The 25,284-nt window shown below is 73.3% G+C and carries 22 protein-coding genes and 1 pseudogene; 9 read left to right on the top strand and 14 right to left on the bottom strand.

Translation table 11 applies throughout. The annotated features are described in order from the left end of the window. Positions 1-80: 80 nt before the first annotated feature. Both alc and allB read right to left on the bottom strand, forming a co-directional pair. The gene (alc, locus tag ACN9M0_RS29515) at positions 81-1,196 is read right to left on the bottom strand and encodes an allantoicase (protein WP_399700234.1); all 1,116 of its coding nucleotides are present in this window, start codon (positions 1,194-1,196) and stop codon (positions 81-83) included. A gap of 1 nt (position 1,197) precedes the next feature. After that, positions 1,198-2,532: an allantoinase AllB gene (allB, locus tag ACN9M0_RS29510; RefSeq protein ID WP_426404476.1), complete on the bottom strand. Its 1,335-nt coding sequence runs from the start codon at positions 2,530-2,532 to the stop codon at positions 1,198-1,200. 328 nt (positions 2,533-2,860) lie between these two features. Between allB and ACN9M0_RS29505 the strand changes: the two genes are divergently transcribed. Beyond that, entirely contained in the window at positions 2,861-3,670 is an 810-nt protein-coding gene (locus ACN9M0_RS29505; RefSeq protein WP_366039629.1) for an IclR family transcriptional regulator, read from the top strand. A gap of 7 nt (positions 3,671-3,677) precedes the next feature. Next, positions 3,678-4,274, top strand: coding sequence for a hypothetical protein (locus ACN9M0_RS29500; protein ID WP_426404475.1), 597 nt, complete (start codon positions 3,678-3,680; stop codon positions 4,272-4,274). Positions 4,275-4,409: 135 nt separating this feature from the next. Here the strand turns inward: ACN9M0_RS29500 and ACN9M0_RS29495 are convergent. Then, positions 4,410-4,718: pseudogene (locus ACN9M0_RS29495) on the bottom strand (response regulator transcription factor); the annotation flags it as partial. A 395-nt stretch (positions 4,719-5,113) separates the two neighbouring features. Between ACN9M0_RS29495 and ACN9M0_RS29490 the strand changes: the two are divergent. After that, on the top strand, positions 5,114-5,542 hold the full coding sequence (locus ACN9M0_RS29490; RefSeq protein ID WP_366039631.1) for a DUF6223 family protein: 429 nt from the start codon (positions 5,114-5,116) through the stop codon (positions 5,540-5,542). A 14-nt stretch (positions 5,543-5,556) separates the two neighbouring features. Here ACN9M0_RS29490 and ACN9M0_RS29485 read toward each other — a convergent pair whose 3' ends face one another. Next, entirely contained in the window at positions 5,557-6,237 is a 681-nt protein-coding gene (locus ACN9M0_RS29485; RefSeq protein ID WP_366039633.1) for an ABC transporter ATP-binding protein, read from the bottom strand. After that, the gene (locus tag ACN9M0_RS29480; RefSeq protein ID WP_426404474.1) at positions 6,234-7,319 is read right to left on the bottom strand and encodes an ABC transporter permease; all 1,086 of its coding nucleotides are present in this window, start codon (positions 7,317-7,319) and stop codon (positions 6,234-6,236) included. The genes ACN9M0_RS29485 and ACN9M0_RS29480 overlap by 4 nt, the downstream gene beginning before the upstream one ends. Before the next feature lie 112 nt (positions 7,320-7,431). Here ACN9M0_RS29480 and ACN9M0_RS29475 point away from each other — a divergent pair, with 112 nt between their 5' ends. Both ACN9M0_RS29475 and ACN9M0_RS29470 read left to right on the top strand, forming a co-directional pair. Next, positions 7,432-8,715, top strand: a complete 1,284-nt coding sequence (locus ACN9M0_RS29475; RefSeq protein WP_426404473.1) for a sensor histidine kinase — start codon at positions 7,432-7,434, stop codon at positions 8,713-8,715. 3 nt (positions 8,716-8,718) lie between these two features. Beyond that, the gene (locus ACN9M0_RS29470) at positions 8,719-9,345 is read left to right on the top strand and encodes a response regulator transcription factor (protein ID WP_366039636.1); all 627 of its coding nucleotides are present in this window, start codon (positions 8,719-8,721) and stop codon (positions 9,343-9,345) included. A 115-nt stretch (positions 9,346-9,460) separates the two neighbouring features. Here the strand turns inward: ACN9M0_RS29470 and ACN9M0_RS29465 are convergent, their stop codons facing one another. The 3 genes from ACN9M0_RS29465 to ACN9M0_RS29455 form a co-directional block, all read right to left on the bottom strand. After that, positions 9,461-9,922 carry an SHOCT domain-containing protein gene (locus ACN9M0_RS29465; RefSeq protein WP_426404472.1) on the bottom strand — a complete coding sequence of 154 codons (462 nt, stop codon included), beginning with the start codon at positions 9,920-9,922 and terminating at the stop codon, positions 9,461-9,463. 154 nt (positions 9,923-10,076) lie between these two features. Beyond that, complete coding sequence (locus tag ACN9M0_RS29460) at positions 10,077-11,756, bottom strand: MFS transporter (protein WP_426404471.1); 1,680 nt, start codon at positions 11,754-11,756, stop codon at positions 10,077-10,079. Positions 11,757-12,100: 344 nt separating this feature from the next. Beyond that, on the bottom strand, positions 12,101-12,418 hold the full coding sequence (locus tag ACN9M0_RS29455; RefSeq protein WP_366039462.1) for a DUF5955 family protein: 318 nt from the start codon (positions 12,416-12,418) through the stop codon (positions 12,101-12,103). 198 nt (positions 12,419-12,616) lie between these two features. Here ACN9M0_RS29455 and ACN9M0_RS29450 point away from each other — a divergent pair, with 198 nt between their 5' ends. The 3 genes from ACN9M0_RS29450 to ACN9M0_RS29440 all read left to right on the top strand — a co-directional run bounded on the left by ACN9M0_RS29450 (position 12,617) and on the right by ACN9M0_RS29440 (position 16,470). Next, the gene (locus ACN9M0_RS29450) at positions 12,617-13,231 is read left to right on the top strand and encodes a nucleotidyltransferase family protein (protein WP_366039461.1); all 615 of its coding nucleotides are present in this window, start codon (positions 12,617-12,619) and stop codon (positions 13,229-13,231) included. A 226-nt stretch (positions 13,232-13,457) separates the two neighbouring features. Then, the gene (gene aceB / locus ACN9M0_RS29445; RefSeq protein WP_366039460.1) at positions 13,458-15,080 is read left to right on the top strand and encodes a malate synthase A; all 1,623 of its coding nucleotides are present in this window, start codon (positions 13,458-13,460) and stop codon (positions 15,078-15,080) included. 244 nt (positions 15,081-15,324) lie between these two features. Further along, a complete protein-coding gene (locus ACN9M0_RS29440) occupies positions 15,325-16,470 on the top strand; it encodes a GDSL-type esterase/lipase family protein (RefSeq protein WP_366039458.1) in 1,146 nt (381 codons plus the stop codon). A 58-nt stretch (positions 16,471-16,528) separates the two neighbouring features. Here the strand turns inward: ACN9M0_RS29440 and ACN9M0_RS29435 are convergent, their stop codons facing one another. From ACN9M0_RS29435 to ACN9M0_RS29425, 3 genes are all read right to left on the bottom strand, one after another. Next, positions 16,529-18,316, bottom strand: a complete 1,788-nt coding sequence (locus ACN9M0_RS29435; protein WP_426404470.1) for a hypothetical protein — start codon at positions 18,314-18,316, stop codon at positions 16,529-16,531. A 51-nt stretch (positions 18,317-18,367) separates the two neighbouring features. Beyond that, positions 18,368-19,420, bottom strand: coding sequence for a beta family protein (locus ACN9M0_RS29430; protein WP_399700247.1), 1,053 nt, complete (start codon positions 19,418-19,420; stop codon positions 18,368-18,370). A gap of 96 nt (positions 19,421-19,516) precedes the next feature. Further along, positions 19,517-20,482, bottom strand: coding sequence for a fibronectin type III domain-containing protein (locus tag ACN9M0_RS29425; RefSeq protein WP_426404469.1), 966 nt, complete (start codon positions 20,480-20,482; stop codon positions 19,517-19,519). A 131-nt stretch (positions 20,483-20,613) separates the two neighbouring features. On the opposite strand from ACN9M0_RS29425, the gene ACN9M0_RS29420 reads away from it, so the two are divergent. Beyond that, a complete protein-coding gene (locus tag ACN9M0_RS29420) occupies positions 20,614-21,216 on the top strand; it encodes a hypothetical protein (RefSeq protein WP_366039454.1) in 603 nt (200 codons plus the stop codon). Positions 21,217-21,286: 70 nt separating this feature from the next. On the opposite strand, the gene ACN9M0_RS29415 is transcribed toward ACN9M0_RS29420, so the two are convergent. The 3 genes from ACN9M0_RS29415 to ACN9M0_RS29405 all read right to left on the bottom strand — a co-directional run bounded on the left by ACN9M0_RS29415 (position 21,287) and on the right by ACN9M0_RS29405 (position 25,240). After that, positions 21,287-21,934 carry an aspartate/glutamate racemase family protein gene (locus ACN9M0_RS29415; protein ID WP_366039453.1) on the bottom strand — a complete coding sequence of 216 codons (648 nt, stop codon included), beginning with the start codon at positions 21,932-21,934 and terminating at the stop codon, positions 21,287-21,289. A 92-nt stretch (positions 21,935-22,026) separates the two neighbouring features. Beyond that, complete coding sequence (locus ACN9M0_RS29410; RefSeq protein WP_399700254.1) at positions 22,027-23,475, bottom strand: nucleobase:cation symporter-2 family protein; 1,449 nt, start codon at positions 23,473-23,475, stop codon at positions 22,027-22,029. A gap of 376 nt (positions 23,476-23,851) precedes the next feature. Beyond that, entirely contained in the window at positions 23,852-25,240 is a 1,389-nt protein-coding gene (locus ACN9M0_RS29405; RefSeq protein WP_366039451.1) for an 8-oxoguanine deaminase, read from the bottom strand. Positions 25,241-25,284: the final 44 nt, after the last annotated feature.

Raw genomic sequence — 25,284 nt, 5'->3', positions numbered from 1 at the left:
GGCGCACCGGTGCTGTCGGGTCGGTGCGCCCTCGCGGGCCGGGCGGGGTGTCGTACCCGCCCAGTCGGTGGAGGAGCCGGTCAGCCGCCGAGCTCCTGGTGGCGGGCGGTCAGCCGCGCCGTACCGGCCTCCGTGAGGGAGCCGAAGAGACGGAGGCGGGAGATGCCGCCGTCCGGGTAGATGTCGATCCGGACGCGGGAGCCGACCGCCGGGGTGTCGAGCACGAAGCGGTGGTTGGTGTCGGGCTGGAGGCGGGTCCGGGGCAGGATCTCGGTCCACTCCTCCGAGCCCTCGGCCGCGACGGAGAGGGCGGCCCAGCCGGCGCTGTTGCCCTTGAGGTAGGCGGTGTCGATCTCGACGGCGCGGATCTCGGACTCGGCGACCAGGCCGTAGCGGATCCAGTCGTTGCCCTTGTCGCGGCGGCGACGGGTCTCCCAGCCGTCGTCCATCTTGCGGGAGCGGCCCGGCTGGATGGTGTTGGTGGCCGGGGAGTAGAAGCGGTCCGAGGCGTCCTCGACCTGGCCGCCGTTCTCCAGGGCCGCGAGGTCGAAGGTGCCGAGGACGCCCAGCCACGCCGGGTCGGGGGCGACCTCGCCGTAGACGCGGAGGCGGGCGATGCCCCCGTCCGGGTGCTGGTTGACGCGCAGGTGCGTGAAGCGCTGCTCGACGTCGACGGCGAAGCCGTTGGCGGCGTGGCCGCCGACGGCGGTGCGCGGGACGAGCGTCGTCCACTTCACGTCGTCGGCGAGGAGCTCCTCGGGCGAGGGCGAGCCGGCCACGGAGGCGGCCTCGACGGAGACGGCCTGCGGGTAGTTGCCGCGGAAGTGGGCGGTGTCGATGACGATGCCGCGGACGACGCCGGGCGCGCCGAGGCGTACGAGGGCCCAGTCGTGGTCGTCCTCGGTGGGGTGCGGCTGCTGGGCCGAGACACCGCGGCGGCGGCGGGTCTCCCAGCCGTCCATGATCTTGCCCTTGTGGCCGAAGTGCTCGGGGTCGAACTCGGCGGCCTCGGGCTTGAGCAGGTTCTCGCGCTCGGCGAAGAACTCGTCGTTGGCCGCGATCACGCCCGCGCCCAGGCGCCGGTCCGCGAGGTCCGCGTACTGGGTGAAGGGGAAGTCGGCGGTCCGGTAGTCGGCGTACGGGTCGCCGCCGCCGTAGGGGCTCGCGTCACCGGTGAAGCCAGGTATGACGGACACGTCAGTTGTTCCTTTCGAGGAGACGGCCGGAGGGCTCGGCGAGGGTGCCGCGGTCGGCGATGCGCTCTCCGCGCAGCCAGGTGGAGGTGACGACGCCGCTCAGCGTCTTGCCCGCGTAGGCGGTGATGCGGTTGCGGTGCTGGAGCTCGGCGGGGTCGACCGTGAAGGTGGCCTCCGGGTCGATCACGGCGAAGTCCGCGTCGCGGCCGGCCTCGATGGCGCCCTTGCGGGTGAGGCCGGCGAGCCGGGCGGGGGCGTCGGACATCCAGCGGACGACGTCCGTCAGGTCGAAACCACGGCGGCGGGCCTCGGTCCAGATCGCCGGCAGGCCGAGCTGGAGGGAGGAGATGCCGCCCCAGGCCGAGGCGAAGTCCGGGGTCTTCAGGTCGGCGGTCGACGGCGAGTGGTCGGAGACGATGCAGTCGATCGTCCCGTCCGCCAGCCCCTGCCACAGCGCGTCCTGGTTCGACGCCTCACGGATCGGCGGGCAGCACTTGAACTCCGTCGCCCCGTCCGGGATCTCCTCCGCGGTGAGCGTGAGGAAGTGCGGGCAGGACTCGACGGTGACCTTCACCCCCTCGGCCTTCGCCGCCGCGATCAGCGGCAGCGCGTCCGAGGAGGACAGGTGCAGCACATGGACGCGGGCGTCGAGCCGGCGGGCCTGGTTGATCAGGTTCTCGATCGCCGTGTTCTCCGCGTCCCGCGGACGGGAGGCGAGGAAGTCCGCGTACGCCCGGGAGGACTTCTGCGGCGCCGCGGCCAGGTGGTGCGGGTCCTCGGCGTGCACGATCATCAGGCCGCCGAAACCGGCGATCTCCGCGAGCGAGTTCGCCAGCTGCTCCTGGTCCAGCTCCGGGAACTCCTCCACACCGGACGGGGACAGGAAGCACTTGAAGCCGTAGACGCCGGCGTCGTGGAGGGGGCGCAGGTCCTTGACGTTGTCGGGCAGGGCGCCGCCCCAGAAACCGACGTCGATGTGGGCCTTGGCACGGGCCACGTCCTGCTTGACCCGCAGGTTCTCCACCGTCGTGGTCGGCGGCAGCGAGTTGAGCGGCATGTCGAGCAGGGTGGTGATGCCGCCGGCGGCGGCTGCGCGGGTGGCGGTCCAGAAGCCCTCCCACTCGGTGCGGCCGGGGTCGTTCACGTGCACGTGGGTGTCGACCAGGCCGGGCAGGACGACGTCGTCGCCGACGTTCTCGAGCCGGGCACCGGCGGGTACCTCGGCGTCGTACGGCAGCACGGCCGCGATCGTCCCACCGGAGACGGCGATCGACGCCGGGCGCGTCCCCTCGGGGGTGATGACGCGTGTCGAGCGCAGGACCAGGTTGACGTCCACCCGTACCCCTTCTTCAAGCACTTCAACGGGAATTTCAACGAACTGTTGAAAAGGAGTGTTCACTTCCGGGCGACAGGTCGTCAAGGGCACACTTCCAGCATCCGCCGCGGACGAACCCGTCTTAGAGGTTTCCACAAAGTGGAATGAGAATTCCGTACAGTAGAACGTAGCTCCGCACATGCGGGGCAGACCCGGAGCGCTCCGGGCCGTCACCGACACCGGACAAACACCCCCTGACCGGCGCTGACGCCGATGCCGGGACCGTGTGCCCCGACCGGCGGCCCGGTAGGCTGCTGCCTTGCCCGCCTGCCTCGAAAGGACCGTTGACGTGCCGACGTCCAGCGCCAGCACCACCGACGCCGCCAAGCCCGCCGCCGCGAGCGGAGGCGTCCAGTCCCTTGAGCGTGCCTTCGACCTCCTGGAGCGGATGGCCGACGCCGGGGGCGAGGTCGGGCTGAGCGAGCTCTCCGCCAGCAGCGGACTCCCGCTCCCCACCATCCACCGCCTGATGCGCACCCTCGTCGCCTGCGGCTACGTGCGCCAGCAGCCCAACCGCCGGTACGCGCTCGGCCCCCGGCTCATCCGGCTCGGCGAGTCCGCCTCCCGCCTCCTCGGCACCTGGGCCCGCCCCTACCTGGCGCGGCTCGTCGAGGAGACCGGCGAGACCGCGAACATGGCGCTGCTCGACGGCGACGAGATCGTGTACGTGGCGCAGGTGCCGTCCAAGCACTCGATGCGCATGTTCACCGAGGTCGGCCGCCGGGTCCTGCCGCACTCGACCGGCGTCGGCAAGGCGCTCCTCGCGTACACGCCGGCGGAGGAGGTACGGGCGCTGCTCGCCCGCACCGGCATGCCGGCCGCGACCGAGAAGACCATCACCACGCCGGACGGTTTCCTGGACGCGCTGGTCGCGGTCCGCGAGACGGGGTACGCGGTCGACGACAACGAGCAGGAGATAGGGGTCCGCTGCCTCGCGGTGTCCGTGCCGGACTCCCCCACCGCGGCGGCCATCTCCATCTCGGGCCCGGCGGGCCGGGTCACCGAGGCGGCCACGGAGAAGATCGTCCCGATCCTCCAGGAAGTGGCCCGCGAACTGTCGGCGGCCCTGGCGAACACCGCGGGCAACAACCAGGGCTGAGGCCGTCGTGGGGGCGGACATCGACGGCGTGATCGAGGTGCGCGGGCCCGATGGCCGCTGGGAGCTCGCACTCGGTCTGCCGGACCGCGCCCTCCGGCGCGACCGGCACGCCTGGGAGTGCCTCTTCGGCTACGGCGGGGCGCTGCAGGTGGAGCGTCCCCTGTTCGACCGGCGCGGGATCCCGGACGGCGCCTCGGAGGACGTCCCGGCGTACGACGAGCTGAGCCACAGCCACTCGTACGCCACCTGGGCGGAGGTCGCGGCCGTCGACTGGGACGCGCCGCTCTGCGACGGTCCCGACGGGAACCACATCGGCGAATGGCGGCCGGGCCCGGACGGCGAGCTCGTCCTCCACGCCATGCCCGGGACGCCGATCGAGGTCCTCGACGCGGCGGAGGAGCTCTTCGGCGAGGACCTGACGCCGCACGAGTGGCCACCGGGCGGCGAGGTCCCCTGGAACGGCGCCGTGTACCGCCCCGTGACCTGGACGCCCCGCATGTTCGTCCCGCCGGACGGCGACTGGGGCGAGGCATGGGCGGCGATGCGGGAACAGGCCGCCGTCCACGGGGACGGGAACGTCCGCCTCGTCGTCTGGTTCGGCTGACGTCAGGCGCCCGGGCCCGGGGCTCCGGTTCGGGCGACCTCAGGCGCCCCGGCCCGGGGCTCTGGTCCGGCCGACGTCAGGCGTCAGGGCCCGGGGCTCCGGTTCGGCCGACGTCAGCCGTCGCGACCGGGGGGCGCGTGGTGACACGAGGCCCGATTCGTAGGCGAGGACGACCAGTCGGGCGCGGTCGCGCAGCTTGATCACGGCCCGGTTGACGTGGGTCTTCGCGGTCATCGGGCTGATCACCATGCGGTCGGCGATCTCGTCGTCGGACAGACCCCGCGCGACCGGGACCACGGCCTCGCGTTCGCGGTTGGTCAGCTCCCCGAGACCGGCCCCGGAGCCCGTGCCGAACGGCTCGGCGACGTACCGGTCGACGAGCCTGCGCGTGCTCGACGGAGCGAGCAGGGCGTCGCCCCGCGCCGCGACGCGCACCGCGTGCAGGCGACCAGGACCGTGACCGGAGCGCGGCGGCGCGCGGCGAGCGCCAGGCCGCCGGCCGCGAGCAGCGCGTGGCCGAGCAGGTCCAGGCCCGTGCCGGCATGCGGCCCGGACGCCCCGGTCGACAGCAGCGCCGCCGCCACACCGACGGCGATCACCCCGTCCACGACACCGTCCGGGACCTCGAACCGTCCTCTGATCACGCGCGCACCCCAGCCGCGCGGGAGGCACGGGCGGATCCCGCTCACGGAGGAGCCCGCGACTACCGCGGACGCGGTAGTCCGGCCGTTCCTGCCGCGTCCGCGGCAGCGCGAAGTGACCGCGTCTGCCGGACGACGCACGGCCGGTCCGACGGCCATCCTCAGGTGGTCCCGTCACCCGAGGAGAAGGAGCACCCCATGTCCGTCCGCACCATGCTCGTCATCACCGGAGCCGTCCTGGCCGGCGGTCTCGCGTTCGCCGTGCCGGCGGCCGCGGACCCCGCCGTCCAGCCGGTCGCCGCGAGCGTCTACACCCTGAGCGTCGGCCGCGTCGCCTCCTCCGCGGCCGCGCTGGTCGGCCTCCTCGGCGCGGTCAACGGCGGCCTCGCCCTGGCCCGCACGACGGGCCGGGGCCACATCCGCACCTGGGCCCGCCGGAACGGGGCCGTCACCGCCCTCGTCGCCGGGGCGATCTCCGTGGCCGTCGGCGCGGTGGTCGCGGCCACCGCGGACGGTGGCCTCGGCACCGGCAACGGTCTCGGCGGCGCGTACGTCGCCATGCTGGTGGGCCTGGCCGCGGTCGCCCTCGGAGGGCGGGCCCGCGTCCGGGCCCACCGGACCGGCTGAGCGCCCTGCCGGGCTCAGGCCGGGATCGACTCCGTCAGACGGCCGTCCTGGACCGTCACCGTGCGGTCCGTACGGGCCAGGTGCGTGCGGTCGTGGGTGACCAGGACCGTCGCCGTCCCCCGCTCGGCCGTCAGCGTGGCCAGCAGGTCCATGACCGCCGCGCCCCGCTCGTGGTCCAGGGCGCTCGTCGGCTCGTCGACCAGGAGCACGGACGGCTCGTTCATCAGCGCCCGCGCGATGTTCACGCGCTGCCGCTGGCCGCCCGACAGCTGGTGGGGCCGCCGGTGGGCCTGGTCCGCGAGGCCCACCGCGTCGAGGAGGTCCATGGCCCGGTCGCGCACCGACTTGGGCGCGCGCCCCGACAGATGGGCCATCACCTGGAGCTGCTCCACCGCGCTCAGCGAGGGCAGCAGATTCGGCTGCTGGAAGACGATCCCGATGTGCTCGCGGCGCAGCTCCGCCTTGGCGGCGGCGGTGAGCGCCCCCGTGTCCGTACCGGCGACGACGACCCGGCCCGTGTCCGGGGTGACGAGGGTGGCGGCCACCGCGAGGAGGCTGGACTTGCCGGAGCCGGACGGGCCGACGACGGCCGTGAGCGTGCCGGCGGGGACGGTGAGGGAGACGGCGTCGAGGGCGGTGAGCCGGCCGTCGCCGTCGGGGTAGGTGAGGGTGACGGCGTCGAGGACGAGGCTCATCGGGCGCTCCCGAGGGCGGTGAGGGGGTCGACGGCGGTGATCCGCCGGATGGACAGGGCGGCGCCGAGGACGCCGAGGACGACGATCACGGCGGCCGGGCCGAGGACGGTGAGCGGTTCGAGGACGAAGGGCACGTTCCCGCCGCTGACGAGGGCGCCGATGCCGACCGCGAGCCCGGTGCCGAGCAGGGTGCCGGCGGTGAGCATGAGGACGGCCTGCCCGAGGGCGTCCTTGAGGAGGTACGGGGTGGAGGCGCCGAGCGCCTTGAGGACGGCGACGTCACCGCTGCGCTGGATGGTCCAGACGGTGAAGAAGGCTCCTATGACGAGCGCGGAGATGGCGAAGAGGAAGCCGCGCATCAGCTGCAGCGAACCGTTCTCGGCCTGGTAGGACCCTATGGCGGTCAGCGCGCCGTCGAGGGTACGGGCCTCGGTGCCGGTGGCCTTGTCGCCGGCCGCCCAGTCGACTCCGTCGCCGCCGTCGCCGCTCAGCGCGATGACGGTGGCCTGTTCCTGCGCGGTGGTACCGCTGTGGCCGAGCTTCTGCCAGTCGTCGAGGGAGGTCCACACCACGGGGGTGTGGCTGTAGGAGGCGTCGCCGGAGACCGCGGTGACGGTGACCTCCAGCGAGCCGAGGCGGACGGTGTCGCCGGCGCGCACGGCCAGCTCCTCCGCCGCCGACTCGGACAGGACGGCCTTGCCCGCGCCGACGGCCCCGGGGGCGAGGCCCGACTCCGGCTCCGTACCGAAGGCGGAGACGGCGGCGGTGCGGTCCCCGGCGGCGGCGTCGAGGGTACGGATCCCGAGCGGATCGGCCTCCTTCACCCCGGGCCGCTCCGCCCACCCGCGCCACTGCTCCTCCGTCACCGTCGAATTGGTGAAGGAGACCGACTGCCCGGACGGCGGCGCCGCGAAGGCCAGCCGGTCGGCGGGCAGACCGGTGATCGCGGAGATGTTCTCTCGCGCGAGTCCGGCGGTCAGCCCGGACAGCAACCCCACGAGCAGGGTGATCAGCACGATCACGGTCCCCATGAGGGTGAAACGCCCCTTGGCGAATCTCAGGTCTCTCCATGCCACGAACATGCTGACCAGAGTGGTCCGCGAGGTGCCCCGCGGGCATCGCGCCACGGATGGCCCCGCAATCAAACTTTCGGTTGAGTCCGGATTGTCTCCCGGTGTCTACGCTGGAGGGATCATGGATCCCCGCTCCCTCACCCCCGCCCTGCGCGCGCTGCGCCTCTGCCTGCACCTCCTCATGGCGGGCCTGCTCGTCCTCGCGGCGGTACGGGCGGACTCGGCCGCCGGGACGGCGATGGCGGTGGTCACGGGCGCGGTCTACGCGGCCGGCTCGTACCTGCCGTCCGTGCGGAGCTCGCAGCGGGCCGCCGGCGTCTGGCTCGCGGTCCTCGGAGCGTCCTGGCTCGCGCTGCTCTTCCTCACCCCGGAAGCGCTCTGGCTGGCCTTCCCCCTGTACTTCCTCCAGCTGCACCTGCTGCCCACGCGCTGGTCGCTGCCGGCCGTGACGGTGACGGCGGGCGCGGCGATCCTCTCGTACGTGGGACACGGCGCCGCGCTGAACCCGGGGGTCTTCATCGGGCCGCTGCTCGGTGCGGCGGTCGCGGTGGCGACGGTCCTCGGCTACCAGGCCCTGTACCGGGAGAGCGAGCGGCGGCGCCGGCTGATCGAGGAGCTGATCGAGACGCGGGCGGAGCTGGCGGCGGCGGAGCGGCACGCGGGGACGCTCGCCGAGCGGGAGCGGCTCGCCCGCGAGATCCACGACACGCTCGCGCAGGGCCTGTCCTCGATCCAGCTGCTGCTGCGGGCGGCGGAGCGGGCGCTCCCGCCGGACTCCCCCGCCGCGGGCCACATCGGCCGGGCCCGCGAGGCGGCGCAGGACAACCTGGCGGAGGCACGGCGCTTCGTCCGCGCGCTCACCCCGCCGGACCTGGAGCACGGCTCCCTCGCGGCGGCCCTGGAGCGGCTGTGCGAGCCGGGCCCGCGTCCGGGTCCTGGTCCGGGTACGGGTCCGGGTCCGGGTACGGGTCCAGGTACGGGTCCTGGTCCGCGCGCGCACGATCCGGTTCCGGGTCCGGGTCCGCACGATCCGGGTCCGTACGGGCCGGAGGCCGGGCCCCGGGTGCGCTTCTCGGTGAGCGGTACGCCGGTCGAGCTGCCGACTCCGTACGAGGTGGCGCTGCTGCGGATCGCGCAGTCGGCGCTCGCCAACACGGTGCGCCACGCCACGGCCTCGCGGGCGGAGATCACGTTGTCGTTCATGGACGCGTCGGTGACCCTGGACGTGGTCGACGACGGCCGGGGCTTCGACCCCGCCTCCGTACGCCCCTCCTCCGACGCCGGTTTCGGGCTTCCGGCGATGCGCTCCCGGGCGGAGTCGCTCGGCGGCACGTTCACCGTCGAGTCGGCGCCCGGCCAGGGCACCGCCGTCGCCGTCTCCCTCCCTCTCCCCGCTGGAGCCTGAAGCATGACCATCCGACTTCTCCTCGCCGACGACCACCCGGTGGTACGGGCGGGCCTGCGCGCGGTCCTCGACACCGAGCCGGACTTCGCCGTGGTCGCGGAGGCGGCCACGGCCGAGCGCGCGGTGGAGCTGGCCGCCGCCGGGAACGTGGACGTGGTCCTGATGGACCTGCAGTTCGGCCCGGGGATGCACGGCTCGGAGGCGACGGCGGCGATCACGGCGGCGCCGGGCGGGCCGAAGGTGCTGGTCCTGACGACGTACGACACGGACGCGGACATCCTGGCGGCGGTGGAGGCGGGCGCCTCCGGCTACCTCCTGAAGGACGCGCCGCCGGAGGAGCTGGCGGCGGCGGTCCGGACGGCGGCGGCCGGTCAGTCGGCCCTCGCGCCGGCGGTGGCGCACCGTCTGATGGACCGCATGCGGACACCGGCGGAGGCGCTGACCAAGCGCGAGCTGGAAGTCCTCCAGCTGGTGGGCGAGGGCCTGTCGAACCAGCAGATCAGCAAGGCGCTGTTCCTGAGCCAGGCGACCGTGAAGTCCCACCTGGTGCACATCTTCGCGAAGCTGGGCGTGGACTCGCGCACGGCGGCGGTGGCGACGGCGACGGCCCGCCGCCTGATCAGACGGTGAGCCGTCCGGCCGGCCCTCGGCCGTTCGCGGCGGTGCACCCGGCCCCGGCGGGACGGGACGATGGACCCAGCCCCACCCCGTGAGGTCGGACTTGAAGACGTAGTCGGGCTCCGTCTCACGGACGGGTGGTGGTGCCGTCGGCGGGCGTGGAGGGACCGTCGTCGTTCAGGACGAGGGCCTTGGCCCGTTGGAACTCCTCCTCGCTGATGTCGCCCCGGGCGCGGAGTTCGGCGAGCCGGCCGAGTTCCTCGGCCCGGCTGGGACGACTGCCGCCCCCAGTGGTCTCGCGGACGTAGGCGTCGAAGGCCTGCTGCTTCTCGCGGGCGTGCTCGATCTCGCGGCGCCCCATGCTCTTGCCGCGGGCGATCAGGTAGACGAGCACGCCGAGGAACGGCAGCAGGATGACGAACGCCATCCAGCCGGCCTTGCCCCAGCCGCCCAGGGCGTCGTCGCGGAAGATGTCGGCGATGATCCGGAAGAGCAGGATGAACCACAGGATCCACAGGAAGAACCACAGCATGGTCCAGAACATGCTCAACAGCGGATAGTCGTAGGCGAGATACATCTGGGTGTCCATGTCTCCGCTCCGTTTCCGGGTCCTTCTCCCGCCGGGCTCCCGCCGGGACCCACCTCGGCCGTTCCGGCAGTGGACGCAGTTCCACCACGTGCAGTCCGAGCGACTTCGATGGTCCGCCTCCGTGTCTCCGCCTGCCTCACCCTCCGCGGGTGATTCACGGGCCGGCCGGGCCGCGCTCCGGCGGGTGGGGTCCGGGCTCCGGTGTGGGGTCGGGCTCCGGCGGGTTGGGGCCGGCGGCGTCCCGGTCGCGGCTCGCACCCCCGGCCTCGCCGGCGCCGGGCAGACCGCGCGTCACCAGGAAGCTCGCCAGGGTGACGCCCCCCGTCGCGAGGATGGCCGCCTTGAGGCCGGCGAGCTGGGCCGAGGCGTAGGAGTCGGTGACGGCGTCCACCTCATGCGGCGGAAGCCCCGCGCTCTCCGCCGCCGAGCGGACCTGGTCGGTGGAGACGAAGTTGATCCCGGCCTCCAGGGCGACGCTCGTCTGCCGGCGTGCCTCGTCCGAGAGCCTCGGGTCGTCCTCCACCTCGGTGGTGAAGGCCTGGGCCAGGGCTCCGATCAGCAGGGATCCGATGAGGGCCGTGCCCAGCGCGGACCCCAGGTTCTGGGCGGTGAACTGCAGACCTCCGACCTCGCTGCGTTCCCGCTCCCCCACGCTGGACTGGACGACGTTGCCGAGCTGCGAGGCCAGCAGCCCCATGCCCAGTCCGAGGAGCGCCATGGCCCAGAAGAACTGGGCGTCGTCGATGACGGGGTCGATGGTGCCGAGGAGCCAGACGATGGCGGCGAGGAGCAGCACCAGGGCCAGCCGTACGATCCGCCGCGGGCCCAGTCCGCGCCCGAGTTTCGCCGCGCCCAGGGAGGCCGCGAGCATGGTGACGGAGACCGGCAGCAGCCGCAGTCCCGTCTCGAAGGCGTCGAGCCCCTGCACCACCTGCAAGTAGAGCGGGATGGTGAAGAACAGCCCCAGCAGGATGAGGTTCTGGCTCAGCAGGGTCATCAGCCCCGAACGCAGGGTGGGCTTGCGGAACAGGGCCAGATGGATCAGGGGGTCGTCTCCTCGGGCCTCCCGTCTCTCCTCCCAGACCCGGAAGAGGAACAGGACCACCACCCCGGCCCCGATCACGAACAGCGTGGGGGCGAAGCCGAAGACGGTGAAGGGCGGGTTGCGCGGCTCCACCCATCCCCAGGTGCTGCTCTGCAGCACGCCGAGCACGCCGAGGCCCAGGCCGGCCGCCGACAGCCCGGCGCCGACGACGTCCAGGCCCGGACGCCGGCTCGCCGGGGGCTGTGCCGGAATCGCCCGCCGCAGGAGCAGTACGGCCAGCACCACCACGACCTCGCCGGCGAAGACCAGGCGCCAGGTGAGGTACGTCGTCACCCAGCCGCCGAGCAGCGGACCGACCGCGATGCCGGCGCCGGCCAGACCCCCGATGACGCCGTACGCGGCGGAGCGGTCGCGGCCCCGGTAGGACTCGGCGACGAGGGCCGCCATGGACGGGAGCACCAGGGCGGCGCCGAGCCCCTCGATGACCGACCATCCCAGGGCCAGCACCCACAGGGTGGGCGCGACGGCGGTCAGGGCCGATCCGACGCCGTAGACCGCCATGCCGATCAGGAAGACGCGACGCCTGCCCAGGATGTCCCCGATCCTGCCTCCGATGATCATGAAGGCTGCCATGACCAGGGCGTACAGGGTGATGACGGCCTGGATGGCGGTCACGTCGGTGTCGAAGTCCTCGACCAGCTGGCTGATGGAGACGTTCATGACGGAGGTGTCCAGCACCATCAGGAACTGGGCCGTCCCCAGCACGATCAGAGCGCGCCATTTCTTCACGGTCGCCACCTCGCCGGGCCTGGCTGCCGGTGTCAGTGGCAGCGGAGAGGGTGAGCGGGCGGGCCCACTCTCTCCGCCATCACATCCGAAAGGGTCGGCGGCCGCCTCACCCGCCACGGGTGAGCGCTGATGGCGGGGCGCTTCGTCCTCTCGGCGCCGGGTCCCGGCCCGGACGGGCCTCCGCGGAACCCTTGCCCCGGCCGCCGGAGGCCGTAAGACCGACCCTGGTCCCGGCCGCCGGAGGTCGCCGGGCCGGCCCTGGTCCCGGCCGCCGGAGACCGTCGGACCGACCCTGGTCCCGGCCGCCGGAGGTCGCCGGGCCGGCCCTCGGCCCGGTCGCCTGCCTACTGCCCGGGCTGCGGGGGCCCGAAGAGCTCGACGGCGCGACGGACCCCGGCGAGGCCCTCGGCGAGGGCGCTGACGGAGCCGACGGAGCCCGCGACGAGAAGCAGGGAGCGGCGCAGCCGCCGCACCTCGGGGTCGCCGCTGAGCGCCATGGCGTCAAGGGCGGCGAGCTCGTCCTCGGCGATCTCCCGGTCGGCGAACTCGACCCGGTGCGCGGCCAGTTCGCGCCGGAGCCGGGACACGGCGGACCGCAGTTCGGCCACCCTGGGGTCCACGCCCTCGCCGGTCACTCGCCTCTGCCCCACGCTTCGCAACATGGTTCTCCCCCCGCACAACACTGTGCGCAGAACTCCGTACGACGAACACTCCGAACACTCCGAGCCGACCTCCCCCGGACGGCGGTCGGGCGCCGTGAGTCGCGGGTCAGTTAACTCCTTCGCCACCCCGGCGCGCCACCCTTGGTGGACGGAATTCAGGCGACCGTGTCATTCCGCCTCATGAGGTATGCAGTTCCCATGACAACAGCGGAAGATCGAACCCCCGTCGTCGCCGGACTGCTGCTCGCCGCCGGGGGTGGGCGGCGGCTCGGGGGGCGGCCCAAGGCGTTGCTCTCGCATCGGGGGCGGCCGCTGGTCGAGTACGCCGTCGGGGTGCTGCGCGAGGCCGGGTGCGAGGCGGTGCACGTGGTGCTGGGGGCGTCGGCCGAGGTCGTGCGGGAGCGCGCGGAGCTGCCGGGTTGCGTGCTGGTGGACAACCCGGAGTGGGCGGAGGGGATGGGTTCCTCGCTGCGGGCCGGGCTCGCCTCGCTGGCCGCCGACCCGCGCGGCGTGGACGCGGCGCTCGTCCTGCTGGTCGACCAGCCGGGGATCGGGGCGGAGGCCGTGGCCCGGGTCCGGGCGGCGTACGGATCGAGGGATTCGCTGGCGGCGGCCTCGTACGACGGGCAGCGGGGCCATCCGGTGCTGTTCGGCGCCGGGCACTGGGCGGGCATCGCGGAGAGCGCGGTGGGCGACCGGGGCGCACGGGACTATCTGGCGGCGCACCGGGATGCGATCACCCCGGTGGACTGTTCGGATGTGGCCGAGCCCTATGACATCGACACGGAGGCGGACCTGGCACACCTGGAGTGAACGGGCTGGCACTGAGCGCCGCGTTCTGTCGATCCGGAGAATCTCGACATCAACAAACCATTGAACTTCCACCATGAGGAAACTAGTATCCACTGTTCAGAAGCGCCTGCTGGTACAGAGGGCGCTCGCGGCCGTATCTCGGCGCCTGCGGCACTCCGTGCCGTCCCGTGACGCCCGGCGGCCGCATGGCACCGCCCGTGAAGTCCGCTGAAGGAAGTGACAGTTCATGTCCGCACCAGCGCCGTCCCCCCTGGTCGTCGTCGATGCCGAGCCCCTGCCGCGTCAGGAGGAGGTGCTCACCGAGGCCGCCCTGGCCTTCGTCGCCGAACTGCACCGGCGGTTCACCCCGCGCCGGGACGAGCTCCTCGTCCGCCGAGCGGAGCGTCGCGCCGAGATCGCCCGCACGTCCACCCTGGACTTCCTTCCGGAGACCGCCGCGATCCGCGCCGACGACTCCTGGAAGGTCGCGCCGGCCCCGGCGGCCCTGAACGACCGCCGCGTCGAGATCACCGGCCCGACCGACCGGAAGATGACGATCAACGCGCTCAACTCCGGCGCGAAGGTCTGGCTCGCCGACTTCGAGGACGCCTCGGCGCCGACCTGGGAGAACGTGGTCCTGGGCCAGGTCAACCTGATCGACGCGTACTCCCGGAAGATCGACTTCACGGACCCGAAGTCGGGCAAGTCCTATGCGCTGAAGCCGGCTGGTGAGCTCGCCACCGTCGTCATGCGGCCGCGCGGCTGGCACCTGGAGGAGCGTCACCTCGCCTTCGACGGACGCCCCGTGCCCGGCGCGCTCGTCGACTTCGGGCTGTACTTCTTCCACAACGCCCAGCGTCTGATCGACCTCGGCAAGGGCCCGTACTTCTACCTCCCGAAGACGGAGTCGCACCTGGAGGCCCGCCTCTGGAACGACATCTTCGTCTTCGCCCAGGACTACGTCGGCATCCCGCAGGGCACCGTCCGCGCCACGGTCCTCATCGAGACCATCACGGCCGCGTACGAGATGGAGGAGATCCTCTACGAGCTCCGCGACCACGCCGCCGGCCTGAACGCGGGTCGCTGGGACTACCTCTTCTCCATCGTCAAGAACTTCCGTGACGGCGGAGCCAAGTTCGTCCTGCCGGACCGCAACGCGGTCACGATGACGGCCCCGTTCATGCGCGCGTACACCGAACTCCTCGTGCGCACCTGCCACAAGCGCGGAGCGCACGCGATCGGCGGCATGGCGGCGTTCATCCCGTCCCGCAAGGACGCCGAGGTCAACAAGGTCGCCTTCGAGAAGGTCAAGGCCGACAAGGACCGCGAGGCCGGCGACGGCTTCGACGGCTCCTGGGTCGCCCACCCCGACCTGGTCCCGATCGCGATGGCCTCCTTCGACGCCGTCCTCGGCGACAGGCCGAACCAGAAGGACCGCCTCCGCGAGGACGTCTCGGTGGCCCCGGGCGACCTGATCGCGATCGACTCGCTGGACGCGAAGCCCACGTACGACGGCCTGGTGAGCGCCGTACAGGTCGGCATCCGCTACATCGAGGCGTGGCTGCGCGGCCTCGGCGCCGTCGCCATCTTCAACCTGATGGAGGACGCGGCCACCGCCGAGATCTCCCGCTCCCAGATCTGGCAGTGGATCAACGCGGGTGTCGTGTTCGAGAACGGCGAGAAGGCCACCCCCGAGCTCGCCCGCAAGGTCGCCGCCGAGGAGCTGGCCGCGATCCGTGCCGAGATCGGCGAGGCGGCCTTCGCGGCCGGCAAGTGGCAGCAGGCCCACGACCTGCTCCTGCACGTCTCCCTCGACGCGGACTACGCGGACTTCCTGACGCTTCCCGCGTACGAGCAGCTGGTCGGCTGACGCACACACGTCGGCCGACCGCACAGCGGCCGCACGCCTCCTGAACAGGGCTCCGCCCCCGGTGACGCACATCGCCGGGGGCGGAGCCCTGTCGCGTTCCCGGTTGCGCCACAGGCGACGTGACGGAACCGAGATATGCAGCTACCTAGCGGTAACAAGTCACGCCGTGCGAGATTCCGCCATGCCACCGGCCGGCGGCTGTCCCGCACGTCACTGCGTCACCGCATACCGCAGGAGCACAGCCATGCCTTCGACCCCCCACCGTGCGCTGCGCGCACTCCTGGCACTGTGTACCGCCGCCGGGCTCGCCTCCGTCGCCGTCCCGTCCGCCCATGCCGCCCCAGGCGCCGGCCCCACCGCCGTCGTCACCATGGGCGACAGCTACATCTCCGGCGAGGCCGGCCGCTGGCTGGGCAACAGCCTCACGAACTCCGGCAGCCGCAACGGCACCGACCGCGCCTGGACGGGCAGCACCTACGACCCGTCCCGGGTGTACGGCGCCACCGCGGGCGGCTGCGACCGCTCGGACACCGCCGAGGTCAAAAGCGCCGGTCCGATCGCGAGTTCCATGATCAACCTCGCCTGCTCCGGCGCGACGACGGACAACGTCTTCCGCGCCTCCCAGGGCGGCCAGGCCTTCAAGGGAGAGGCCCCCCAGGCCGACCAGCTGGCGGCCGTGGCCGCCGCGAACGACGTCAAGCTGATCGCACTGTCCATCGGCGGCAACGACCTCGGCTTCGCCGACATCATCAGCACCTGCGCGACCGACTACATCGTCTGGTACTCGTACTGCAACGACGACCAGCAGGACGTCGTCGACGCGAAGATCGACGGCGTGATGGCCGACGTCGGCCGCTCCGTCGACGAGATCCGGGCGGTCATGTCCGCCGCCGGTTACGCCGCTTCCGACTACCGGATCGTCCTCCAGTCGTACCCCTCCCCCATCCCGCGCGCCGCCGACAACCGGTACGCGGAGAGCGGCTGGGCCCGCACCAACACCGGCGGCTGCCCCTTCTGGAACGGCGACTCCGACTGGGCCCGCGACTCCCTGGTCCCCCAGATCGCCGACCGCCTCAAGGGCGTCGCCACGGCCAAGGGCGTGCAGTTCCTGGACCTGAGGGACGCGCTCCAGGGCCGTGAGGTCTGCGCGAAGGCGAGCAAGCAGGTCACGTCGACCGTGCCTCCGTCGGGGACGACGAGCGAGTGGGCGCGCTGGATCGACAGCCAGAGCACGCAGGGGCTCGTCCAGGAGTCGATGCACCCCAACGCCTACGGACAGCAGGCCCTCGGACGCTGCCTGGCCCTGATCAACGCCCGCCCGACGGGGAACCAGAGCTGCCGGAACACCGCGGGGACGGGGCCGTCGGGGATGTACCTCACGGCGGGCTAGGGGGTGCCAGACGTCGCGGGCCGGGCGGGACTTTCCGGACGCGGCCTGGCGATCACCGTCACGGGAGCGTGATGCCGAGCGGGCCGAGGACCCGCTCGGTCTCGTGACGGTCCGCCTCGGCCATCGCGCGCAGCAGGGCGGCGGAACCGCCGGGCCAGGCGGCCGCCGCCGCGTCGAAGGCCGCGCGGCGGGACTCCAGGGGCCCCTTCTTGGCCGGCAGCGCGTCGAGGACGTGCAGGGCCCGGGCCGAGGTCCGCACCTGGATCGGGTCCGCCTCCTCGCCCCTCACGCGCAGGGCCTCCAGGGCGTACGCGCCGATGACCGGGTCGCGGAGGGCGCCTCGCAGGGCTTCGGGCGGTGCGCCGGACGTGTCCAGAGCGGCGAACAGACCGCGGGTCGCGGCCCCCTCGGAGGTGCCGGCGTGGACGGTGCCGAGGGCGGCGAGCAGCTGGGACCAGGCGTCGGCGGTGTCCCCGCGCGCGTGGAGCCAGTCGGCGAGTACGCGCGCGGCGACGCACGCGGACCAGCCCCCGGCCGCGGCGACCAGGTCCGGCGCGGTCCAGGCGGCGGCCTCGGCGGTGTCGGGCGCGGCGACCCCGCGTACTCCGAGCAGGTAGCGCACGACGCCGGCGCCGCGCGGCGTGAGCCCGAAGGCGTCGCCGCCGCGGAAGACGAGGCCGGTGGCGGCGAGGTGGTCGAGGACCGCGGCGAGGTCGCGGGCCGGCCCTTCGAGGCGGGCCCGGTCGGCCTCGGTCAGCTCGGCCGTGCCGAGGAGCCGTACGAGCTCGGGCAGCGGCGGGGTGGTGTACGCGTCGGGTGCCGCGTCCGGCACCGTGACCGGCAGGTCCTCCAGGGCCGGATCGACGGCCCAGTCCTCGTACTCGGCGGCCTTGCGGGCGACGGACTCGGCGGAGCAGCCGCGCTGGTAGACCGCGTACAGCAGGTGCGGCGCCTCGCCCCCGTAGGGCTCGAACTCCTCCTCCGCGAGCTCCTCGACGGCGGCGATGAGAGTGTCGGCGTCCTCCTCGACGGGCCCGGCCTCGATCCTGGGCGGCGGCGGTACGGGGGCGGCGGGGTCGCCGTAGTAGTCGAGGTGCTCGTCGAGGAGGGCGTCGGCGAGGACGAGATGGGGGAAGGCCTCGGGTCCCGGGGCGAACCGCGCGTACGGGCCGGCGAGCTGTTCGGCGAGACCGGCGGCGGTCCACCGGTCCTGGAGCGCGGCGGCGAGCTGCCCGATGCCGGTCGCGACGGCGTGGTCGGTGAGGAGCGGCCCGGTGGCCGGAGGCGCCTCGGCGTCCCGTACGTACGCACGGGTGAGCGCCTCGGCGAGCAGGACGTCGGCGAGGGCTGTCCGCCCCATGAGGTGGGCGCGGCGCACGCCGTCGGGGAGCGGTGCGCCGTCGAGTGCGGCGAGCCGGCGGCGTACGTCCTCGGGGTCGGCGAGGTCGGCGCCGCAGGTCCGCAGGAGCGAGGCGTACCAGCGGTGCCAGGTGAGGTTGCCGGGGTCGTTCATGGCGCGCTCGAAGTCGGGCGCGGACTCGGCGACGACGACGGCGATCCGCTCGCGCCGCCCCCCGTCGAACCGCGCCGCGAGGGCCCCGAGGACGGCCGGGTAGGCGGCGAGCTCGCCGGGCGGCGCGTACACGAAGGTCGGCAGGTCCTCGACCAGGAGCTGCCGGACGAGGCCGGGCGTCGGCTCGGGCACGCCCGTCGCCCGATCGGCGCCGCGCAGGGCGAGCAGTCCCAGGACCGCTTCGGCGGCCCGCGCGAACGCGGGGTCACGATGCTCGGGCGCTCCGTCGAGGAAGCTGTCGAGCCCGGTGTTGGTGAGAACGGTCCCGGCCACGCTTCCCAGGGTAATTCCGGGGAGCCGGTTCCGGCAGGCAAGGGGCACGGGTCAGGAGTGTCGGCGCAGTTCACGGGCGACGTGGGTGAGGTGCTGGATGTGGCCGGCGCAGATCCAGAGATCGGGGTGCCCGGTGCCGGGAAGCCCACTGCCGTCGGCGCAGGCGCGCAGCCAGCGGTCGCCCGCGCTGTACGCCGCTCCCCTGAAGTCGGGGGTGTCGACGATCGCGCGGGCGAGCGCGCGGACCGTGAGGTGGTGGCCGGACTCGGCCGGCACCTCGCCCACCAGGAAGGTGCGCGCGGCGGTGTAGCGCAGGGCGCCGCGGAACGGGTCGTCCCCCGTGTCGGAGACCCGGTCGGCGCTCGCCGTGTCGTGCGCCCCGTAGTCGCCGTGGACGAGATGCGGCCCGCGCCCGCCGGTCGCGTGGCGGAGTCGGTCCGGGAGGAACCGGTCGGCCCGGTACGTCTCGGCCAGGGACGCTCCGTAGCCCTCGGGGAACGCACGGGGGAAGGAGCCGGCCAGGAGGACGACGGTGCGCCAGGGGTGGAGGGGGCCGAGGAGGTTCAGGGCGTGGAGCGCCGTGTGGTCCGCGCCCTGGTCCTCGTCGACCGCTCCCAGATCGAGGAGGAGGTCCACCGGGCACCGTGCGAACGCGATCCGGTGCAGGAGACGGCAGAGCACGTCCGCCGTGCCCTCGGCGGTGTGGGGGCGCACCCGGATGCCGAGGCCGGTGCCGCCGGCACGGGCCGCCTCGGCACAGGCCACCTGCTGGCCGGCGTCCCGCTCGATGCCGGTGACGGGCCGCAGCGGGGGGCGGCACGCGCCGACGCCCGGGAATCCCTGTTCACGCTCGACGTGGCAGGTGTCGATCCAGGCCGGCCGATCGCGCTGGACCCGCGCGATCTCGTCCAGGGCGTCGTGGGCGTGGCGGGCGAGCGCGGCGGGGTCGGGGTCGTACGGGTGCCGGCCCTGGGTGCGGGCGACACGGGGCGGGACGGTCCAGAGTGGTGCCACGCGTGCGCGTACGTCCGGCGCCAGGTTGTCGTACGCGGTGAGCGCGCTCCACCGGGCGGGCAGTGCGGGTACGTAGATCGGCTCGGTCATCGGCGCCCCCCAGCGGCCCGTCGCATCCCCTGGTCGCAGGGTGAGGGGCGGTGGTTCCCGGCGAAAGGGTGCGATTCCGGCCACGGGCCGTGGAGTTCAGCGCACCACCACGGTCCTCGGGGCGGAGAAGTCGCCCCAGGTGCCGTCCGGGAGCTGGGCGCGGAGGGTGACGGTGTAACGGGTGCCCGGGGGGTCCTGGACCGGGAAGGTGTAGGTGGCGCGGCCGGGGGGTGGGGCGGTGCCCCAGATGATGGTGGTGGTGAAGCGGCCGTTGAGGTGGAGTTCGTGGTGGGTGACGGGGGCGCCCGTGATCGGTGGGGTCCAGGTGAGGGTGATCTCGCCCTTGCCTGCGGTGGCGGTGAGGTCCCTGGGGGCGGTGTTCGGCGGGGCGCCCGGGGACGGGGCGGTGGTGAGGTCGGCCGGGGCGCTGTCCGGGGAGGAGTTCTCGGCGGCGTCGCGGGCGCGGACGGTGAACGCGTAGGCGGTGCCGGGGCGCAGGCCGGTGAGGTGGGCGGTGGTGGCGGTGCCGGGGACGGTGTGGATGCGGGTGTCGGCCTGGTAGACGTCGTACGCGGTGACCCGGGTGTCGTCGCGGGCCGGGGCCCAGCGGAGGGTGGCGGCGCGGCCGCCGTCGGCGGTGACGTGGAGGGCGGTCGGGGTGGTCGGGGGTGTGCGGTCCTCGGCGACGGCCGGGAGGGTCGTGGCGGTGACGGTGGCGCTGGGGGGTGAGACGTTGCCGGCGGCGTCGCGGGCGCGGACGGTGAACGCGTAGGCGGTGGCGGGGCGCAGGCCGACGACGTCGGTCATCAGGGTGGTGGCGGGGAGGTCCTTGACCTTGCGGCCCTCGCGGTAGACGGCGTATCCGGTGACGGCACGGTCGTCGGTGGCCGCGCTCCACATGACGTGGACGGTGCGCGCGCTGCCGGCGGTGGCGGTGACTCCGGTGGGGACGGTGGGCGCCCGGGTGTCCTTCGGCGCGGGTGCGGGGGCATCGGAGCAGGCGGTGAGGGCGAGGGCGAACGCGAGGGCAGTCAACAGGCTTGCGGCGAGCGGGCGTTGCACGGGCCGGCCTCCGTCCGTCGAAAAGGTCCAGACCTATATCGCACAGCGGGCGCGGACTCGGCAAGAGGGCGTTGTCAGTGGGGTGCGCTTCACTGAAATCGTCACGCTCCGTAGTCGACTCAGGGGGAATCATGACGGACCGTACGACCTATGTGTCGCTCGCCGGGGTGCGCCGGCGCGGCTGGACCGACGCGATGGTGCGGGATCTGCTCGGCACACCCGACGTGCAGGGGCGCGACCCGCGCCGCTGGTCCCTCGCGCCCGTCCGGCTCTACCTCCTGGCCCGGGTGGAGACGGTGGAGCGGACGCCCGAGTTCACGGAGACGGCCGCGCTCTGCCGGGCCCGGGCCTCGGCCGCCGGGGTCCACTCCGAGCGGCGGCGAGCCGCCGTCCTGACGGCGATCCGCGCCGAGCCGATCGAGGTGCCCCTGCTGCCGCAGCCCGAGCTGGAACGGCGGTCCGTGCGGCACCGGCACCTTCTGGGGGCGCGAAGTCCCGGACCACGGCGGGAGGGGGGACCGGCCGAGGCACCCGCCGGGGCGCTCGTGCGGTGGCAGGTGAGCTATCTGCGGCACGCCCTGTCGCGGTACGAGTCGCTGCTCGACGGGCTGTACGGGGAGACCGGGCGGGGCGAGGCCGAACGGCTGCTGAGGCGGCGGCTGTACGAGGCGATCGCCGCCGCCTATCCCCCGCTGGCCCGGGAGTGCCGTCGCCGGATCGCGGTGGAGGAGTGAGCGCCGTGTGTCCGCTGTCCGCCCATCGGGCCGCCGCCCGCCGGCCCGCCGCCCGCCGGCCCGTCGCCCGTCAGGCCTTCAGCAGGTGGCCGATCGCTCGACAGGCCGCCGGGATGGGGGCGACGACGCGGACCGCGCAGCGGGCGCGGAGTTCCTCGGCCGCCTCGCCGAGCGGTCCGCCGCCGATGACGACGGCGCGGGCACCGTCCCGTTCGGCGCAGGCGCGGACGGCACGCTCCAGGCGGTCGAGGAGGAGCTCCGGGTCGGCCGAGAGGCGTTCGGGGGCGCCGGCGGTGAGCCGGAGGCCGGTGTACCGGTCGGCGAGGCCGAGGGCGGTCACACGCGCGTGGATGGCGTCGGCGAGGAGCGGGGTGGTGGTGGCGATGCCGAAGGGGGTTCCCCCGGCGGCCGCTTCGAGGAGCGCCGCCTCGCCGAGGCCGACGACCGGGATGCCGGTCGCCGCGCGCAGCGCCGCGAGGCCCGGGTCCCCGAAGGCGGCGACGAGGAGGGCGGCGCAGTCGCCCCGGGCCGCGGCGTGCAGGCCGGCGGCGAGGACCTCGGGAGCGGCGGCCCGCAGGGCCTCCGGGTCGGTGAGCATGCGCGGGCCCCGGGCGGCGGTCACGCCCCGGACGGGAAGGGCGGGCCCCAGGGTGCGCCGGGCGATGGCGGTCATCATCGCGGTCGTGGCGGTGGAGGTGTTGGGGTTGATCAGCACCACGGCCCCGGGTCCCGTGCGGTCGCCACGCACCACGGCCCCGGGCCCCGCGGCGTGCGCGGGGACCGGGGCGGGCGGTGGGACGAGGAGCGGGTTCAGTGGACGTGCGCCGCCTTCACGGAGTGGCTGCCGGAGATCTCCTCGCCGGGCTCCATGGGCGCGGTGACCTCGTCGGCGTCGCGGCCCCTGCCCAGGTGGTTGAAGACCACGTTGAGCAGGACGGCTGCCACGCAGCCGGTCGAGATGCCGGAGTCCAGGATGATCTGCGCGGTCTCCGGGAAGGCGTGGTAGAAGTCCGGCTTGGTGATCGGGATGATGCCGACGGCCAGTGAGACGGCCACGATCAGCACGTTGTTGTCCTTCTCCAGTCCGGCCTTGACCAGGGTCTGGATGCCGCTGGCGGCGACCGAGCCGAAGAGGACGACGCCCGCGCCGCCGAGGACCGGCCGGGGCACGACCGAGATGAGCGAGGCGGCGACCGGCGAGAGGCCCATGAGGACCAGGAAGCCACCGCCGCAGGCGACGACGAAGCGGCTGCGGATCCTGGTCATGGCGACCAGGCCGATGTTCTGGGCGAAGGCGCTGCACATGAAGCCGTTGAAGAGCGGGCTGAGCGCGGAGCCGAGGGTGTCGGCGCGCAGTCCGGCCGCGATGGTCTTCTCGTCGGCGGGCCGTTCGACGATCTCACCGAGCGCGAGCATGTCGGCGGTCGACTCGGTCATGGAGACCAGCATGACCACGCACATGGAGATGATCGCGGCGAGGGCGAACTGCGGGGCGCCGAAGTGGAAGGGGGACGGGAAGCCGACGATGTCCGCCTCGGTCACCGGGGAGAAGTCGGTGACCCCGAACGGTATGGCGATGAGCGTGCCGAGGACGAGGCCGACGAGGACCGCGACCTGCTTGAGGAAGCCGCGGGTGAAGCGGCGGAGCAGCAGGACCACGACGAGCGTGATGCCGGCGAGCGAGAGATAGGTGGTCGAACCGTAGTCCGCCGCCTTGGGATTGGGCCCCTGGGCCCAGCCGAACGCGACCGGGAGGAGGGAGACACCGATGAGGGTGATCACGGTGCCGGTGACGACCGGTGGGAAGAACCGCACGAGCCGGGAGAAGAAGGGGGCGGCGGCGAAGCCGAGGAGTCCGGCGACGATGATCGCGCCGAAGATCACGGGGAGCGCGTCGGCCTTGTTCTCGGTGGTGTCGACGATCGCGAGCATCGGTGCGACGCCGGCGAAGGTGACGCCGTTGACGAACGGCAGCTTGGCGCCGATCTTCCAGACGCCGAGGGTCTGGAGGAAAGTGGCGAGTCCCGCGGTGAAGAGGCTCGCGCCGGTGAGGAAGGTGAGCTCGGTGCCGGACAGGCCGACGGCGGCTCCGACGATCAGGGGCGGGGCGACGACGCCCGCGTACATGGCGGCGACGTGCTGGAGGCCGCTGGTGAGCATTTTGAGTGGGGGCAGCGTCTCGTCGACCGGATGCTTCTCGCGGTCTTCGGGAGCGGGGCCTGCGTCTGGTGCATTGCGAACCTGGGGCTTGGCGGCCACGGCGGTTCCTCCGGTCGGTTACACGTCGGCGGTGACGCGGGGTTCAGGGAGGTGGTGCGATGCGGTGCGAAGTGCAGGAGGTGCGGCTCGTTGCGGGGTGGAGCGGTGCCGCGGAAGAGATGCGGCGCGGTACGGGGTGGAGCGGTACGAGGTGGAGCGGTACGAGGTGGAGCGGTACGGGGCGGAGCGGTGCCGCGGAGGGGGTGCGGCACGGGGACGGGTGCCCGGTGTGGGGGTGCGGGCACGATTCACCGTCCCGGGTGGTGCCGTACGACTTTTGCGTACGGCACCACCCGGTCGGGCTGCCGCGGACCCCGCTCGGGTCCGCGGCGACCGACCGAGGGCCGTCCCCCTCGGTCGGACTCCGTGGGGAGGATCAGGCCTGGGCCGCGATACGGGCCAGACGCTGTGCCTCCGCGCGCGCGTCGCGCGCGATCTGCTCCTCGTCGGCGAACAGCAGTCGGTTGTTCTCGACGATCTGCTTGCCGTTGACGAAGGAGGCGGTGACCGGGGCCGCGGCACCGAAGACGATGGCGGTGACCGGGTCGGCGATCGAGGAGTGGCCGAGGCCGTCGATCTTCCAGAGGACGAAGTCGGCGAGCTTGCCGGCCTCGAGCGAGCCGATGTTGTCGGCGCGGCCGAGGACCTGGGCGCCGCCGTAGGTGCCGAGGCGCAGGGCCTGGCGGGCGTTGAGCGCGGACTCGCGGTGGGCGCCGAGGCGGTTGATGAGGAGCGCGTTGCGCAGCTCGGTGTGGAGCTCGCCGGACTCGTTGGAGGCGGTGCCGTCGACGCCGAGGCCGACGGGGACGCCCGCCTTGAGCATGTCCGGTACGCGGGCGATGCCGGCGGCGAGGCGCGCGTTGGAGGACGGGCAGTGCGCCACACCGGTCTTGGTGCGGGCGAAGGCCTCGATGTCGGAGTCGTTCATGTGGACGCAGTGCGCCATCCACACGTCCTCGCCGAGGAAGCCGGTGGACTCGAAGTAGTCCGTCGGGCCCATGCCGAAGAGCTCGTGGCAGAACTTCTCCTCCTCCACCGTCTCCGAGCCGTGGGTGTGCATGCGCACGCCGAGACGGCGGCCGAGCGCGGCGCCCTCGCGGAGCAGCTCGGTGGAGATCGAGAAGGGCGAGCAGGGAGCGACGGCGACCTGGGTCATCGCGTCGAAGGAGGCGTCGTGGTACTTCCGCACCGTCTCCTCGGTCGCGGCGAGCGCGCCCTCGGTGGTCTCGACGGCGAAGTCCGGCGGCAGGCCGCCGTCCTTCTCGCTGCGGTCCATGGAGCCGCGGGCGAGGGTGAAGCGGACGCCCATGTCGGAGGCCGCGCCGATGATGGCGCCGGAGAGGTCGCCGGAGCCCTGCGGGTACACGTAGTGGTGGTCCATGGCCGTGGTCACACCACCGCGGGCCATCATCGCCAGGGAGCCCTGCGCGGCCACGCGGACCATCGACTCGTCGATCCGCGACCACGTCGGGTAGAGCGCGACCAGCCAGTCGAAGAGGTTGTGGTCGGTGGCCAGACCCCGGGTGATCCACTGGTAGAAGTGGTGGTGGGTGTTGACCAGACCGGGCGTCACCAGATGACCGGTGGCGTCGATCCTGCGGACCACGTTCTCCAGGCCCTCGGGCGCCTTGCCGGCGCCGATGGACTCGATCTTGTTGTCGGCGACGACGAGGTGGCCGGAGGCGTACTCGGTGTCGTTCGCGTCCACGGTCGCGATCGCCGCGTTCTCGATGACGATGCGCTGGGCTGCCGAAGGTGCTGCCATGGCGGTGCTTCCTTCATTCCTCGGGGATGGTTCGGGCACGGCAG

Origin of the sequence: Streptomyces sp. R-07 (assembly GCF_049913175.1) — a bacterium.
GTDB lineage: Bacteria > Actinomycetota > Actinomycetes > Streptomycetales > Streptomycetaceae > Streptomyces.
This window is presented reverse-complemented; position numbering and strand designations above follow the sequence as displayed.